13 protein-coding genes are annotated in these 16,523 nt (G+C 41.2%); 10 read left to right on the top strand and 3 right to left on the bottom strand.

The features are described 5' to 3' along the window. Positions 1 to 103 precede the first annotated feature (103 nt). Both ACFQ19_RS07880 and ACFQ19_RS07875 read left to right on the top strand, forming a co-directional pair. Complete coding sequence (locus tag ACFQ19_RS07880; RefSeq protein WP_379591533.1) at positions 104 to 727, top strand: 5-bromo-4-chloroindolyl phosphate hydrolysis family protein; 624 nt, start codon at positions 104 to 106, stop codon at positions 725 to 727. Between the two features lie 12 nt (positions 728 to 739). Further along, complete coding sequence (locus tag ACFQ19_RS07875; RefSeq protein WP_379591532.1) at positions 740 to 1,906, top strand: toxic anion resistance protein; 1,167 nt, start codon at positions 740 to 742, stop codon at positions 1,904 to 1,906. Between the two features lie 58 nt (positions 1,907 to 1,964). Here the strand turns inward: ACFQ19_RS07875 and ACFQ19_RS07870 are convergent, their stop codons facing one another. Then, entirely contained in the window at positions 1,965 to 3,068 is a 1,104-nt protein-coding gene (locus tag ACFQ19_RS07870; protein WP_379591531.1) for a 5-methyltetrahydropteroyltriglutamate--homocysteine S-methyltransferase, read from the bottom strand. A 282-nt stretch (positions 3,069 to 3,350) separates the two neighbouring features. Between ACFQ19_RS07870 and ACFQ19_RS07865 the strand changes: the two genes are divergently transcribed. The 6 genes from ACFQ19_RS07865 to ACFQ19_RS07840 all read left to right on the top strand — a co-directional run bounded on the left by ACFQ19_RS07865 (position 3,351) and on the right by ACFQ19_RS07840 (position 10,568). Further along, positions 3,351 to 4,169, top strand: a complete 819-nt coding sequence (locus ACFQ19_RS07865; RefSeq protein ID WP_379591530.1) for a purine-nucleoside phosphorylase — start codon at positions 3,351 to 3,353, stop codon at positions 4,167 to 4,169. Between the two features lie 1,009 nt (positions 4,170 to 5,178). Next, entirely contained in the window at positions 5,179 to 6,798 is a 1,620-nt protein-coding gene (locus ACFQ19_RS07860) for a long-chain fatty acid--CoA ligase (protein ID WP_379591529.1), read from the top strand. Positions 6,799 to 6,910: 112 nt separating this feature from the next. Then, entirely contained in the window at positions 6,911 to 7,867 is a 957-nt protein-coding gene (locus ACFQ19_RS07855; RefSeq protein ID WP_379591528.1) for an NAD(P)H-dependent flavin oxidoreductase, read from the top strand. 15 nt (positions 7,868 to 7,882) lie between these two features. After that, a complete protein-coding gene (locus tag ACFQ19_RS07850) occupies positions 7,883 to 8,662 on the top strand; it encodes an enoyl-CoA hydratase/isomerase family protein (RefSeq protein WP_379591527.1) in 780 nt (259 codons plus the stop codon). Further along, positions 8,659 to 9,630: an MBL fold metallo-hydrolase gene (locus tag ACFQ19_RS07845; RefSeq protein ID WP_379591526.1), complete on the top strand. Its 972-nt coding sequence runs from the start codon at positions 8,659 to 8,661 to the stop codon at positions 9,628 to 9,630. Before ACFQ19_RS07850 ends, ACFQ19_RS07845 begins: the two co-directional genes overlap by 4 nt. 113 nt (positions 9,631 to 9,743) lie before the next feature. After that, positions 9,744 to 10,568, top strand: a complete 825-nt coding sequence (locus ACFQ19_RS07840) for an aldo/keto reductase (RefSeq protein WP_379591525.1) — start codon at positions 9,744 to 9,746, stop codon at positions 10,566 to 10,568. Positions 10,569 to 10,689: 121 nt separating this feature from the next. On the opposite strand, the gene ACFQ19_RS07835 is transcribed toward ACFQ19_RS07840, so the two are convergent. Continuing rightward, positions 10,690 to 12,741, bottom strand: coding sequence for a catalase (locus ACFQ19_RS07835; RefSeq protein WP_379591524.1), 2,052 nt, complete (start codon positions 12,739 to 12,741; stop codon positions 10,690 to 10,692). A gap of 195 nt (positions 12,742 to 12,936) precedes the next feature. Beyond that, the gene (locus tag ACFQ19_RS07830) at positions 12,937 to 13,737 is read right to left on the bottom strand and encodes a Cof-type HAD-IIB family hydrolase (protein ID WP_379591523.1); all 801 of its coding nucleotides are present in this window, start codon (positions 13,735 to 13,737) and stop codon (positions 12,937 to 12,939) included. Positions 13,738 to 13,906: 169 nt separating this feature from the next. Between ACFQ19_RS07830 and ACFQ19_RS07825 the strand changes: the two genes are divergently transcribed. Continuing rightward, positions 13,907 to 14,347, top strand: coding sequence for a hypothetical protein (locus ACFQ19_RS07825; protein ID WP_379591522.1), 441 nt, complete (start codon positions 13,907 to 13,909; stop codon positions 14,345 to 14,347). Positions 14,348 to 14,480: 133 nt separating this feature from the next. Beyond that, a complete protein-coding gene (locus tag ACFQ19_RS07820; RefSeq protein ID WP_379591521.1) occupies positions 14,481 to 16,376 on the top strand; it encodes a PrkA family serine protein kinase in 1,896 nt (631 codons plus the stop codon). Positions 16,377 to 16,523 lie beyond the last annotated feature (147 nt).

The raw sequence follows: 16,523 nt of genomic DNA, 5'->3' as shown, positions 1-16,523 counted from the left end.
AAATTGAAACTTTTAAATCACTCATTCGTAATAGTATAATAAGAGGAAGGAAATCTATCGTAAAAATGACATATTATAATATTAATCACGCAGAGGTGAGGGTATGAGAGCAATATTGCAATTTTTAATGCAAAGCTTTATTGGTGCTGCCAGCCTGACAATTATATGGCTTGTGAGCTTTTTTATATATGGACAGACCGTCCTGTTAACAAGTCTGTTTGCTGCGATTGGTGGCGTGCTGACTTATGTGACGGCAAAACAGATTATGGATTATCGCTTTGTAAAAAAACAGGGACTGACTAAAAAAGAATATAAATTTATTGATACCAATTTAAAAGAAGCAAAGGGCAAGTTAAGGCGTATGCAAAAAGCTTTATTTAAAGTGCGGTCTCTCCAGCATGCGCGGGAAAACTTAACGATCGTGAAAACAGCGCAGAAAATATATAACAACGCCCGAAAAGAACCAATGCGCTTTTATCAGGCGGAAAGTTTTTTCTACAGCCACCTGGACTCGCTTGTCGAATTATCTGAACGTTATGCTTACCTTTCCAGCCAGCCTTCCCCGTCTATTGAGATGCAAAAATCATTGAAGGAAACCAGGCAGACGCTTAATACGTTTAGTAACACGATAAAAAAAGATTTGCAGGTGATGCTGCGGGATGATTTAGAAACATTAGATTTTGAATTGGACGTTGCAAAGCAGACGCTGCGCCGTTCCAAAAAATAAGGAGGATTCTACATGACTGCAAAAGACCATTCCAATGATTCCATAAATGATTTATTAAATGATCCGTTTGGGGAAAGAAAAGAAGTTGCTGCCAATACGTCAGATCAAAGTGTGGAAGAAAGCGCGGAAACGACAAGGCTTATTGACAGACTTTCCAGCGAACAACGTAAAAAAGCGGAACAATTAGCAGTGCAGATTGATACAACTAACCAGCAGTCTTTAACGAAATACGGTGTGGAAGCACAAGGGAAGCTGCATCAATTTTCCCATGAAATGTTAGAGCATGTTCAATCACAGGATGTCAGCCAAATCGGTTCTATTTTGAGTGAACTGATGAAAAAATTGGAGGATGTCGACCCTTCTGAATTGCAGGAAGAGAAGACAGGGTTTTTCTCTCGTTTATTCGGGAAATTGCAGAAATCCGTCAATGAACTTTTGTCCCGCTATCAAAAGACAAGTTCCCAGATTGACCGTATTAGCGTCCGTTTGGACCGGAATAAAGATTTACTCTTATCGGACAACGAGATGCTTGATAAATTATTCGAAACAAACCGTGATTACTATGACGCTTTAAATATTTATATTGCAGCTGGTGAATTGAAAGCAGAAGAAATTCATAATGAAATTATACCGCAGCTGCGTCAAAAAGCAGAAGCAAGCGGAAGCCAGATGGACGTGCAGGAAGTAAATGATATGCTGCAATTTGTCGACCGGCTTGAAAAACGGACGCATGATCTCCGCTTAAGCCGTCAGATAACGCTGCAAAGTGCGCCGCAGATCCGTCTGATTCAAAATACGAACCAGGCACTTGTCGAAAAAATTCAATCGTCTGTGTTAACAGCAATTCCGTTGTGGAAAAACCAAGTCGCTATTGCCTTAACATTATTAAGACAACGTCATGCGATGGAAGCCCAAAAACAAGTATCGCAGACGACCAATGATTTATTATTAAAAAATGCTGATATGCTGCAAGAAAATAGTGTGGAAACGGCAAAAGAAAATGAACGCGGTCTTGTGGATATTGAGACATTGAAGCAGACACAGGAAAAATTAATGTCAACAATTGAAGAAACCTTACAAATTCAATCAGACGGCCGCAAGAAACGTCAGGACGCAGAAAAAGAATTGATTGGCATGGAAGAGGACTTGAAAAATAAAATGCTGGAATTTAAGGAATAGACATTGAAAAGGGTGCTTCGCAACGAAATAAATCATTGCGAAGCACCCTTTTCATTTTTTACAAGAAATCCTTGCAGGAAACCAGCAGGTCAATCTTTTTCCACTGCACTTCCTCATCAATGGAGTTTCCTTCTTCCACCGAAGCGAAACCGCATTGTGGAGAGAGTGCAATATTATCTCCTACTACTGATTTGGCTTCCAGATACCTTTTTTTTATGGCTTCCCGTGTTTCCAGAACCGGATTTTTAGTGGAGATCAGCCCAACCACGAAGGTGGCGTTTGTATTTTTTAATACTTTCCATGGTTCAAAGGAACCGGAACGAGCATCATCATATTCCACAAAGAAACCATCATAAGGAATCTTGCTGATAACTTCTGCAACCGAATCATAGAATCCGGAAAAAAGCGGGTTTCCCTTGAAATTCCCTTTGCAAAAATGAGTGGCAATTGTCATTCCTTCCGGTTTGTGTGCCAGCGCTTTTGTGGAAACCTTGCTGAACCATTCCAGAATTTCTTCTTTTGTGTAGCCGAGCGCGGATACTTTTTCATTGAATGTGTCATCAATCATATATGTCCATGAGGTATCATCAATTTGTAAGTAGCGGCATCCATGGTCATATAAATCCTGGATGGCAGCTTGGTAGGCAGTTCCAATATCTTCAATAACCGCATCGATATCGTTTCCATAGTAAGGTGTTTCTTTGATGCCAAGCTGCAGAAAATGGTCGACGAGAATCATATTTGGACCGGAGATAGATTTCTTTGCTTCTATACCATCATATTTTTTAGCAAGGCTATGTAGATAATCCCAGGCTTCTATCTCTGGATGCTTCTTGTCTTTATCGTAAGAAATTTTTCCTTCAATACATCCTAATTCAATCTGATTCGTCACACCGTTCATCACTTTGTCAAAATGCTTAGTGGTAAAGCCGTCAAATTCCTTTAGCCAGTCAAGATGCCACCATCTGCGTCGGAATTCTCCGTCTGTAACGAATTGGAGACCGTGTGCCACTTCCTTTTCCACCAAATCGGAAATGGCCTGATCTTCTACAGACCGCAGTGCTTGTAAATCAATATCTCCATTAAAATATTTCTTGCGGGCAGTTTTGATTTCTTCCGGGCGTAAAAATGAACCTACAATATCATATGTTAACTCCAGCATTTTAGCATCTCCTCGTGTTATATAATAATAGATAATTGAATCTATTATATGTTGAATCCAGCAGTCTGTAAAATACGAATTCCATATTGCCGGATATAGATGGAAGGCATAGCGGATAGGTCTATCGCAGTTTCAGTCCATGACCTCGCGAATGGAGTCTTTATTCTTCTCTTATTCCGTTGAAGTGGAAGAACCCCATTGAATAAAGCTTCCCTTTATCCAATTGACACCTTTCAATCAATCGCTTACTATTGTTATTATCATTTGAGGGAGGAATTTTAAATGCATCAGACAAGTCAAATCAAAGAAGCAAAAGAATATATACAAGGAAAAACAGAAATAGCACCAGAAATTGGTTTAATTCTCGGATCCGGCTTGGGCGGACTGGCAGATGAATTGGAAGATGCCGTTACTATTCCATATCAAGATATTCCGCATTTTACAAAATCAGCTGCGATCGGACATGCTAATCAGCTCGTTATCGGTACATTAAACGGGAAGCAAATTGTAGCGATGAAGGGACGTTATCATTATTATGAAGGGTATTCCCTGGATGAGGTTACTTTTCCAGTACGTGTGATTCAGGCGCTTGGAGCGGAGAAACTGATTATTACCAATGCCGCCGGGGCAGTAAATAAGGAGTTCAACCCGGGCGATTTAATGTTGATTTCCGATCATATTAATTTAGTCGGAAGAAACCCATTAATTGGTCCAAATAATGATGACTTGGGAACGCGTTTTCCGGATTCTTCGGAGATATACAACCGAGAACTGCGTGATGTAGCTAAAAATATTGCCGAAGAAAACAATATAAACTTACAAGAAGGCGTGTATGCCTGGTGGAGCGGCCCCGCTTATGAAACACCAGCAGAAATCCGCATGATTCGGGTACTCGGCGGGGATGCAGCCGGAATGTCTACTGTTCCAGAAGCACTAGTTGCCGTGCACGGCGGATTAAAAGTATTAGGAATCTCCTGTCTGACAAATATGGCAAGCGGAATTTTAGACCAGCCGCTGAGTCATGACGAAGTGATCGAAGTAGCTGCCCAGTCCCGCAGTAAATTTGTGAAGCTGGTGAAAGAAGTAATTCATCAGATGTAATGTTACTATCCCAAATTTCGCGCTTAAGAATAAGCATATAACCCTTGCTGTTCAAGGATAAACATGATTCCTATTATCATGCTTGCTCTCCGTTAAAGCGTCCTTCTATTTTTTGAACAGGATAGGGTGTATAGCAACCGCTCCGGCCAAGCCCTCCGCTTTTCATGGGGACGGCTTCAGCCTAAATAAACCATCATTCTGGTGTTTCAGCTGCATGACAGCATGGATCGTTCATATCGAGCATAGCTTTCATGCATAGAAAGGAATGATTGCTGATTATTTTTACCACGCACCACGAAAAATTTGTTCTGTCTGACTTACTTTTATTTGTTCAGCTATTTCATGTATAGAAGATATTACTAGCGGAGGCGGACCGTTTTGACTCCTGAGGGATCAGCACTATCTGAAGATCCACTTTTGCCAAGCGTTCTTCTTGGCAAAAGTTAGCTGAAGAGCGTGCCCCTAGGAAAGCAAAACGGTCCGCCGCAGCGGTCGCCTTACACTTTACCTTTGTTCCTATGGTAAGGAAGTTACTTTTTAAAGTAAGAAAGTTGAGATACTATTATATCTGAGAATGTTCAAAAGTCTCTCATGACAACGACGCTATAGTTTCTGATAAATTGTAGCGTCGTCTTTTTATATGGGGAAGCATATATTTTTCTGATTGAACCCCTGTTTGAAAATTTTTCGTACTTGACATTCATTTTCGAAAAACATAAAATCAATATTGAAAGCGTTTACTTAAAAATAAATAATGGTAATCCTTCTGAATGAAATGCTTGTTTTAAATAACGATGTAAAGAAGATGAGATGCAACCAATAAGTGACCTTACAACTAGTATAGCACAGGAGATTTTTACCGGCATAAAATGAATGATTATTCATTCATGATCCATTTGCATAGGATGAAAGCAAAAAGTTTTTCGTCAATAGACATACGTGAAAGGTCAGGCATTACTAAAGGCGCAGTTATGGAACGATTGACATAAGGATAGGGAGGAGCTTTAACATGATGCAAACGCAGTTAAATTTAACGACAATGGTGAAACATGCAGAGAATTATTTTACGGATAAAACTGTTATTTCACGTACATTGGGCGGTGTTCAAACGATTTCGTACAGGAAGATAACCGAACGAATCCGCAGGCTGGCAGGCGTTTTAAAACGTTTAGGCGTGGAAAAAGGAGATAAAGTCGGTACGATAGCTTGGAATCACCATCGCCATCTGGAGGCTTATTTTGCTATTCCGACAATAGGGGCAGTATTGCACACGATTAATATCCGTGTTTCACCGGATGATTTAGCTTATATTATCAACCATGCAGAGGATAAAGTATTGCTGGTAGATGAAGACTTATTTCCATTGATTGAGCGTGTGAAAGATCAAATGACACATGTCGAAAATATCATTGTGCTGACGGATAAAAAAGAGCTGCCTGAAACCAGCTTAACAAATGTTACTTCCTATGAATCACTGCTGGAAGAAGCAGATCCGCATACAAAGCTCGATGAAGCAATTGATGAAAATGATATCGCCGGTTTATGCTATACCTCTGGAACAACTGGGAGACCAAAGGGAGTTGCTTATTCACACCGCGGGATTTATTTACATAGTTTAGCCCTTGGGTTAAAGGACACAGTTGGTTTATCAGAGGAAGATATTGCGATGCCTATCGTCCCTATGTTCCATGTAAATGCCTGGGGAATGCCATTTGCCGCTTTATGGTTTGGAACAACACAGGTATTGCCGGGCCCAATGCCGACGCCGCAAATTTTAGCTGAATTAATCGAAACGTACCAGGTTACGATGGCAGCAGGAGTGCCGACGATTTGGCTAGGCTTTTTGCAGGCTTTGGAGCAGGGAGATTATGACACAAGCAGCCTGCGTTATATTCTTTGCGGCGGTTCAGCTGCTCCAAAAGAGATGATTCGCACCTTCGAATCAACATATCATATTCCTTTTATTCATGCATATGGTATGACAGAAACTTCTCCGATTGTCACGTTAGCCCGACTAAAAAGCTATCAGCAGGAGCTGGATGAAGAAGAACGGTTAGAATTGCGTTCGAGGCAGGGCATGGTTGTTCCAGGAATTGAAATTAAAGGCATCAATGAGAGCGGGGATATTCCATATGATGGAGAAACCATCGGAGAATTGCTCGTGAAAGGACCTTGGATTGCGGATTCCTATTATAAAGATGACCGCAGCAATGAATCGTTCCGGGACGGCTGGCTGCACACAGGGGACGTGGTCAATATTGATGAAGAAGGGTCCGTTAAAATTGTTGACCGGACCAAGGATATGATTAAAAGCGGCGGGGAGTGGATTTCTTCTGTCGATATAGAAAATGCGCTAATGGCTCATGAGGCCATATTTGAAGCATCTGTTATCGCTGTTCCCGATCCGAAATGGCAGGAGCGTCCTGTAGCATGTGTTGTATTAAAAGAAAAAGAAACATTGACTGAAGAAGACGTGAAACAGTTTTTAGCACCGCAATTTGCTAAGTACTGGATGCCAGATCGTATTTTGTTTATGGAAGAAATTCCAAAAACATCGGTGGGGAAATTTTTAAAACGTGCCTTACGGGATCAAGTGAAAGAGATGCTTGCCATATCTGATCCATCGTGACAATATAACAATGCTTTGATAACAGAAAGCGTCCATTTACAACACCACGGTTTGAAAGAGAAGCGATATGGGTGGCGCTGCTGTGTTTTCTTATTTAAAAGGAGCTGATCAAATGCAACTGACAGATATAAAGAAAAGGATGGAGCTGCCTGTTATCATGGCTCCGATGTTTTTAATTTCCAATCCCAACATGGTGGTCGGGGCATGTGAAGCAGGGATTATTGGAACATTCCCGGCTTTGAATGCACGTACAACAGATATTTTAGACAGCTGGATGGCGGAAATTAATGCGCGACTGTTAGAAAAGAGAGAAGCAGATCCTCATGCCAACATCGCTCCTTGGGGAGTGAATTTTATCAGTCATTCTTCTAATAAGCGGTTTTATGAAGATTTGTCGTTAATAGAGAAACATCAGCCGCCGCTGGTAATCACGTCATTAGGAGACCCGTCGCCAGTTGTAAATGTGGTCCATAACTATGGCGGGCTTGTTTTATCCGATGTGGTGGATGTGACATTTGCTAAAAAAGCATTGGAAAAGGGCAGTGACGGTTTAATTTTAGTAGCAAGCGGGGCTGGAGGCCATGCGGGAACGTTAAACCCATTTGCTTTTATGGAGGAAGTACGCAGCTTTTTTGATGGACCAGTTGTGCTGGCAGGGTCGATTACAAAGGGAGAACAGGTATTGGCTGCCGAAATGTTAGGGGCTGATTTTGCTTATATCGGTACCCATTTTATTGCCACAAAGGAAAGTGGAGCAAGTGCAGCCTATCAGGAATCGATTATACAATCTGCAGCTGCTGATATTATCTATACACCTGCTTTTAGCGGCATACCAGCGAATTACTTGATTCCGAGTATAGTCAAAGCTGGACTTGATCCAAAAAATCTGCCAGAAAAGACCGGGCTTGATTTTGAAAAACTGTCTGACTCCTCAGCTAAGGCATGGAAAGATATTTGGGGCGCCGGCCAAGGTGTCGGCGGAACAACGAAAACACAGACGGTGCAGGAAGCAGTTACTGAGTTAAAAACAGCATATAATCAAGCGAAAAAGGTACATCAGTTAACCTGATATGGGGGAGAGAAAATGAAAACAGATGCTGTAACATATGAAAAGAAAGATGCCATTGCTTTCATCGCGATGAATCGTCCGGAAAAGCGCAATGCTCTGTCGGTAGACATGGTGAATGACTTTGTAGATGCGTTGAAAGAGGCAGAAAAAGACCCGGAAGTAAAGGCTGTTATTATCAGCGGAGAGGGAAAAATTTTTTCTGCAGGCGGCGATTTGGAAGTACTTCATACATTAGATAATAGTGCGAAAATAATGGCATATATGAAACAGGCATTAGCGGTTATTCAAACGATACGGGAGCTTGATAAATATGTGATCAGCGCCGTACATGGATTTGCCGCAGGAGCAGGATTCAGTATTGCTGTTGCAGCAGATTTTGTGGTAGCCAAAAAAGATGCTGCTTTCATCTGCAGTTTTACCAATGTTGGGATTATCCCGGACTTAGGGCTGTTGAAGGAATTAACAGATAATCTGCCTGAAGCGGTTGTGAAGGAATGGATTTCTTCTGGAAGGCCGATAACAGCGGAAGAAGCGTATCACCGCGGTATGGTCAATCAAGTTACAGAGGAAGATGTGGTAGAAGCGGCGATGAACTATGCTGCCTTTATTGTAGATGGACCGCCGCTTGCCAATACATTTGTCAAGCATATGGTTAACCGCGCGGATGAATGGAGCAGCGGGACAAATGATTTACAGGAAACAGCAATTCAGACCTTATTGCTGCAATCTGAGGATAACAAAGAAGGCATTCAGGCATTTTTTGAGAAAAGAAAACCTGAATTTAAAGGAAGATGATTGTTAAGAAAGAAGTGACGCCTATGTTCGATAAGTTAGGAATAAAATGTATCACATTAGCATTGCCATTTCGCCTAAATCATGTCAATTGTTTTATCGCAGAGGAAGCGGACGGCTATAAGATTTTAGATGCAGGATTGCATAATGAAGCTACCGCGAAAGTATGGGAAAACGAATTGGCAGGGAAGCGGGTTACAGATATTATTGTGTCTCACTATCATCCGGACCATTTCGGCTATGCAGGAAAACTGCAGGAAAAGACAAACGCACGTGTATGGATGCCTGAAATTGATTTACAGGCGGCTCTGCAGGCTTGGGAGAAGCCTTTTTTAGAAAAATTAAAGGCAAACTATCACCGGGCGGGTATTCCAGAGGAGATAAGCGAGGCTTTGGCGGAGAATACAGCCGCATTTGCACCGCTAGTCACACCTTATCCCAAAGTAGAAAACATCTTAAAGGAAGGCGAAACGCTGCAATTTGGGAAGTATGCCTATGAGATTATCCATACACCAGGACATTCTGACGGCCTGGTCACTTTTTATAGTCGGGAAAATAATCTCCTTTTGTCAACGGATCATATCCTTCCGAAGATTACACCAAATATTTCGTATTGGTTTCATGGTAATCCTAATCCTCTGGAAAATTATCTGCATTCTTTACAGAAGATAAAGAAACTGGATGTGGAATGGGTGATCCCGTCCCATGGCGATCCATTTCTGAATGCATCCAAGCGGATTTCGGAAATAGAGGCACATCATGCAGAACGGTTAAGCAGCCTGAAAGAAATGTTAAAAACCGGATTAACTGTCTATGAGACGATGGAAAAACTTTTCCCGAAGAAGCTGGCTGTTCATGATACCCGGTTTGCGGTAGGAGAAACGCTTGCTCATTTAGAATATTTACGTCTGTCAGGTGAGTGTGCGCGTGATTTAGTGAACGGTATTTATGTTTATCATGTGATTAGTTAACAGGGACGGGCAGCGTTTTTGATGATTGCTTTTCTCTAGAACCCTTTCACTTTCTTTTCCACGATTAGTTGTTATATGATGATAGAAAAGATTGGAAAGGAAGGTTGTCTGAGATGAGTACACATTTGCGAGATACGGTAACATTGAATAACGGTGTCGATATGCCGAAATTTGGGCTTGGTGTCTATAAAGTAGAAGAAGGGCAAACGGCAGTAGATGCGGTAAGAATTGCATTAGAACATGGCTATCGCAGTATTGATACAGCTTCTTTTTATCAAAATGAAGTCAGTGTCGGGCAAGGAATCAAAGAATCTGGCGTACCAAGAAAGGATATTTTTCTAACATCAAAGGTTTGGAATGATGAGCAGGGCTATCAATCTACCTTAGAAGCATTTGAAAACAGTCTTGAAAAATTAGGTACGGATTATTTGGATCTGTATCTGATTCACTGGCCGGTAAAAGACACGTTTATAGACACGTGGAAAGCATTAGAAAAACTGTATCATGACGGCCGCGTCCGCGCTATCGGAGTCAGTAATTTTCATGTACAGCACCTGGAACGGCTTTTACCGGAAGCTGAAATAGTTCCGGCAATTAATCAGGTGGAATTTCATCCGCATTTAACTCAAGTTGGTTTGCGGGCATTTTGCGAAAATCAAGGTATTTATCTGGAAGCCTGGTCCCCGTTAAAACGAGGACAATTATTAGATCATCCAACCCTTGTTTCGATTGGGGAAAAATACGGGAAAAATGTTGCACAGGTTATTCTTCGGTGGGATATACAGCATGATGTAATTACAATTCCAAAATCCATTACACCGGAACGGATCATTTCCAATGCGGATATTTTTGATTTTGAATTAACGGATGAAGAAATGAAACAGATCGACGGAATGAATGAAAATAGCCGTTCTGGTTCGAATCCAGACGACATATGATTGATATTTTCAAAAGCGCGTCTTATTGCATTCGCAGATTATGATGTGCGTCCTTTTAATCAACTCCTGAAAAAATGCGCCGTACTGAAACATAGCAGCACGGCGCATTTTTTAATTTTTTTTACCGATCCCAAAAACGCTGTTTTGCCATTCCTTCGATAAATGCTTGATTAAATGCCGGACTGGGCGATTCGGTAACAAAGACGCCGGGGCGGTGATCGAGATGTATTTCTTTTATCCATTCCGCACCTTTACCGTATCCTCCGATTGGACGGTAATGATTAAATTGCTCAATAATAAATTGATTACTCATAAATTGAAAATCTCTTTTAGCATAAGGGCCGCCTATCACAAATAATCCATCATAAAGTACTGGGGATCCTGTTAGAAAACTTTGGTCAACGGATATCGTATCCCCGGCTGTACCAGTCAAGTCACCTAAGTGTCTGCTGATAAATACAGGTTCCAGTTCTGCCTTCTTCCAGGCTTCTCTGGCATCATTCAATGCATTGCTGTCATACCCTTCATCAATAATGACACCCAATTTCAACGTCTTTGTGGTAAAAGTCGTATTCTGCATACTTAATGCTGGAGAAGACGCGGTTACTTCGGATTCTGGAATATCTTCCGGCGGTGCAGGTACACCAACTTGTTCTGCGACAGAAACAGCCAGCGGTCTGCTGATATGAGCAATCAAACGAATCACACGTTCACGAACTGCTGGCGTTTTCACTTTTCCAAGCTCAAAACTGAATGCCTGCAGGATATGGCTTTTTTCCACCTCACTCATGCTGTTCCAGAAAAGCCGTCCTTGAGAAAAATGGTCTTCAAAACTAGGTGCTGTCTGCCGCACTTTTCTTCCTTCTACCAGAGATGGGTAGGTAACAAATCCGCCTTTATCCCCCGGAACAGGATAAGGTGTGTTATTTGCTAAGTAGTTTTGATGATAAGCGACCTGGCCTTTATCAATGACGTAACGTGCTGCACCATCACGTTGGTTATTATGCGCTGTATGGATCGGGCAATTAATCGGGAGCTGCTTAAAATTCGTACCTACTCGGTAAAATTGTGTATCTGCATACGAGAACAATCGCCCCTGCAGCAGCGGGTCATTTGTAAAATCAATGCCGCGGACAATATTCCCTGGATGCAGCGCGACCTGTTCTGTCTCTGCAAACACATTCTCGACATTCTTATTTAAGGTCATTTTTCCAATTTTTTTAAGAGGCACCAGTTCTTCTGGCCACAACTTGGTGGAGTCTAAAATATCAAAATCAAAATCAAACTCCTGATCTTCGCGGATAACTTGAATACCAAGTTCATATTCCGCAAAATATCCTTTTTCAATATTCTCCCATAGATCCCGGCGGTGAAAATCCGGATCGGCGCCGCCTATTTTTTGAGCTTCATCCCAAATAAGAGAATGCATTCCCAAGGTCGGCCGCCAATGAAATTTACAAAAATGCGAGACACCTTCTCTATTTACAAGACGGAAGGTATGCACGCCAAAGCCCTGTATCATCCGAAAACTGCGCGGAATCGTACGGTCGGACATAATCCACATCATCATCGCGGCGGATTCTTCATTACTGCCGATAAAATCCCAGAACGTATCATGGGCTGTCTGTCCTTGAGGAATTTCATTATTAGGTTCGGGTTTTAGCGCATGAATTAAATCAGGAAATTTAATCCCATCTTGTATAAAAAAGATCGGAATATTATTGCCGACTAAATCAAAGTTTCCTTCTTCTGTATAAAATTTTGTAGCAAACCCGCGCACATCCCGTAATGTTTCATTTGCGCCTCTTGATCCAGCAACTTGTGAAAAACGGACGAATACTGGTGTTTTTCTTCCTGCTTCTTGTAAGAAATGTGCTTCAGTTAAATCGGATTGAGATGCATAGCATTCGAAAATCCCGTGGGCACCATAACCGCGTGCATGGACGTTTCTCTCAGGAATGCGTTCCCGGTCAAAGTGAGACAATTTTTCGCGGTAAACAAAATCCTCTAATAACTGTGGTCCGCGATCACCAGCGCTAAGCGTATTCTCATCATTTGAAATGGTGACCGATTCGTCGGTTGTCATCGGTTTCCCTTCGTTATCTCTATAAAATTGCTGCATTTGTTTCGTTTTTTTATTCTCTTCCGGCTGCCGGTCATGGTTATCTGTCATTTCATATCCTCCCTTAGGTGTTTTTTTCACAGTAATAAGAGAATATTCGCAAGAAAGGGTAAATATGACGGAGAGAAAAAGAAGGTTTCCAAAAACGCAGTTAAAAGAAAATAGGTTGTGAGGGAATAAAAAACTTCATTCCATTGGAGAAAGAATGCTTCTTTCTAAAAGGAATGAAGTTTCATTTAAAGCGGATCAGGAATCTTCCGGCAGTAAACCAAATTGTTGCAGACTATATAAAATCCCATCATCGCTTACATCTTTCGTCACATAGGAGGCTGCTTCCTTAATCTCAGGCAGTGCATTTCCCATAGCGACACTGTTTGGAATCATTTGAATCATTTCCATGTCGTTTAAAGCGTCTCCGAACGCATATTGTCTTTCTGCAGGAAAGTCAAGATATTCCAGCAGCTTTTTGATACCAAGGGCCTTTGAGACCCCTTTCGGAAGAATGTCTAAAGATTTTGAATGCCAGCGGATAAAATCAAAATCGGGAAACGTTTGTTGATATATTTCCTCTTCGCCTTCTGTGTTGAAAAGAAGTCCTTGGTAGATTTTATTATGTTTTACAAAATCTTGCTCTTGCGTTGGATAAGCATCTACCTTTAACGTTGCAATGCTCTCCTTGATATAAGGATGGTCATTCGGTACATTGGTTGTCATTTTTTTGTCATTCATATAAACAACAGGGTGATTGTTATGTAAAGCAAATGCTGTTAATTCCTCCAGCGCTTCCGGTTGAAAAGTATTTGCATGGATGACTTCCCCTCGGAACACAACATATTGCCCGTTATAACATATGTACGTGTCAATGCCTAATTCTTCCCGTAAATCGTCAAATAAAAATTTTGCCCGGCCTGTCGCGATAGCTACTTCATGTCCGAGCTCCTTTAATTGAAAAATAGCCTTTTTGGTGGATGCAGGCAATGTTCTTTCTTCCTCTGTCAGCAGTGTCCCATCAATATCGAAAAATAAAATACTTTTATCCGATACCATCTAATCCCTCATTTCTCCTTTATCATTTGTCTCCATTATGCTGGAATACATGCCTGGATTCAACTATCGGCCTTGACTGATAGTAAATTTGTTTCTTCTATTGTTATTCTTCACAATCATATGAAAATCGCTTACAATCGGGGTAGATTATAGATGAGGAGATAATATGATGAAACACTTAATACTGCTAATTGCCATGAGTGTTCCTTTGTTTTTGGCAGGCTGTTTAAGTCCAAACAGTGTCCAGGTAGTGAACGATATGTATGAAGCTGCCCTTATGGAGGAAGAAGAAAACACTGCTTCTTATTTTTCAGAAGCGTATTTGGAAGCATATCAAATTGAAGAATTAACCAATGAATTAGCAGAAGATGTTCGCAACATGCATGGTGTACATATGATGAATATTACGCTTATTCATGACAGGGAACTGCAGGATAATTATTTAGAATCCATTGGCTTATCGGCGGAACAGGATATACATGTGATTGCGGCGCAAACAGATGAACAGGAGGTAATGGTCTGGATAATAGAGCGCGGTCATACACAATATACCATCATCGATGGGGAGAGATATGATTTCGATACATATAATGATATTGTTCTTGATTGAAAGTTTTCATTTACAGATATTGGTGGGCTTCTGGAATCAAATAGAATGATTTACGGAAATATTTCTGCAGAGCATGTTTTAACTTTTCCCTGCATAGGATATAGAAATCGTTGTAAGATGGAGGGAGCCTGCGATGGATATTTTAAATAAAGTAAAAAATGATAGAGAAACTGAAAAACAGCTGGGATGGGAAGGTACCTTTGCGGAATACTTAGAGCTGGTAAAAGAAAACCCGACAATTGCACAGACTGCACATTCCCGAGTATATAATATGATCAAGAGTGCAGGGGTCACGGAGAAAGATAATAACAAAATGTATGAATTTTTTGGGTCAGCTATTTTTGGTCTGGAATCAGCTATTCAAAGTTTGGTAGAAGAATATTTTCATCCGGCAGCAAGAAGGCTGGATGTCAGAAAACGAATTTTACTGTTAATGGGACCTGTCAGCGGTGGGAAGTCTACAATTGTGAGTTTACTGAAGCGCGGCCTGGAGCAGTATTCCCGCACAGATGAAGGGGCTGTGTATGCGATAAAAGGCTGTCCGATGCATGAAGACCCCTTACATTTAATACCGCAGCATCTGCGGGAAGACTTTTATCATGAATGTGGCATTCGAATTGAAGGCAGCTTATCGCCGCTGAATACGATGCGTTTAGAAAAAGAGTATGGCGGCCGGGTTGAAGATGTTAAGATACAGCGAATCTTTTTCTCTGAAGATAAAAGGGTAGGGATTGGCACCTTCAGTCCATCTGACCCCAAATCACAGGATATTGCCGATTTAACGGGAAGTATTGATTTTTCAACAATTGCTGAATTCGGCTCCGAATCTGATCCGCGCGCTTACCGGTTTGACGGCGAATTAAATAAAGCAAATCGCGGCATGATGGAGTTTCAGGAGATTCTAAAAAGTGATGAGAAATTCTTATGGCACCTGCTTTCACTCACGCAGGAAGGGAATTTTAAAGCGGGAAGGTTTGCGCTCATTTCCGCTGATGAAATGATAATAGCTCACACGAACGAATCGGAATATAAATCATTTATTGCCAATAAAAAGAATGAAGCACTTCATTCGCGTATGATTGTAATGCCGATTCCGTATAATTTGAAGGTTAGTGAAGAGGAACGAATCTATAAGAAGATGATTCAGGAAAGTGATATTGCGGATGTGCATGTAGCGCCCCATGCGTTAAGGGCAGCGGCGATATTCTCTATTTTAACCAGATTGAAAGAATCGAAAAAACAAGGCATCGATGTCGTTAAAAAGATGCGGCTCTATGATGGAGAAAGTGTAGAAGGATATAATCAGATTGATATGGAAGATTTATTAAATGAGTATACGGATGAGGGGATGGCGGGCATCGATCCGCGTTACGTCATCAACCGTATTTCCTCTACCATCATCCGTAAAGAAATTCCTTCTATTAATGCATTGGATGTATTACGTTCTCTGAAGGAAGGGTTGCATCAGCATCCGTCGATTTCCAAGGATGATCTGGAGACCTATTTAAATTATATTTCGATCGCCCGGAAAGAATATGATGAAATTGCGAAAAAAGAAGTGCAAAAAGCATTTGTTTATTCGTATGAAGAATCAGCCAAGACACTGATGGATAACTATCTTGATAATGTGGAAGCTTATTGTAATCAGAATAAATTACGCGATCCGCTTACCGGCGAGGAAATGAACCCGGATGAAAAATTGATGCGTTCGATTGAGGAACAGATTGGCATCTCGGAAAACGCGAAAAAAGGTTTCCGCGAAGAAATTCTAATCCGCTTATCTGCTTATGCGCGGAAAGGTAAACGATTTGATTATCAATCCCATGAGCGTTTGCGGGAAGCGATTCAAAAGAAACTATTTGCTGATTTGAAAGACGTTGTTAAAATCACAACATCTTCCAAAACACCGAATGAATCGCAGCTGAAGAAAATTAACGAGGTAATTGCCCGTCTCATTGATGAACATGGTTATAATTCCGTGTCCGCGAATGAACTGCTTCGTTATGTGGGTAGTCTATTGAACCGATAAGGCTGCGTGTCCCTTCGAATAAAGAAAGTGGTATCCAGAATAATATGGATGCCACTTTTTAACTTTCCTGATAAATAGCCTTTCTAAAAACCTCAAATTCTTTTAATCCGTCTGCAATAACTTATCCCCTCTTGCATACAATAGATA

Origin of the sequence: Oceanobacillus locisalsi, from assembly GCF_042675985.1 — a bacterium.
Classification (GTDB): Bacteria; Bacillota; Bacilli; order Bacillales; family Amphibacillaceae; genus Oceanobacillus; species Oceanobacillus locisalsi.
This window is presented reverse-complemented; position numbering and strand designations above follow the sequence as displayed.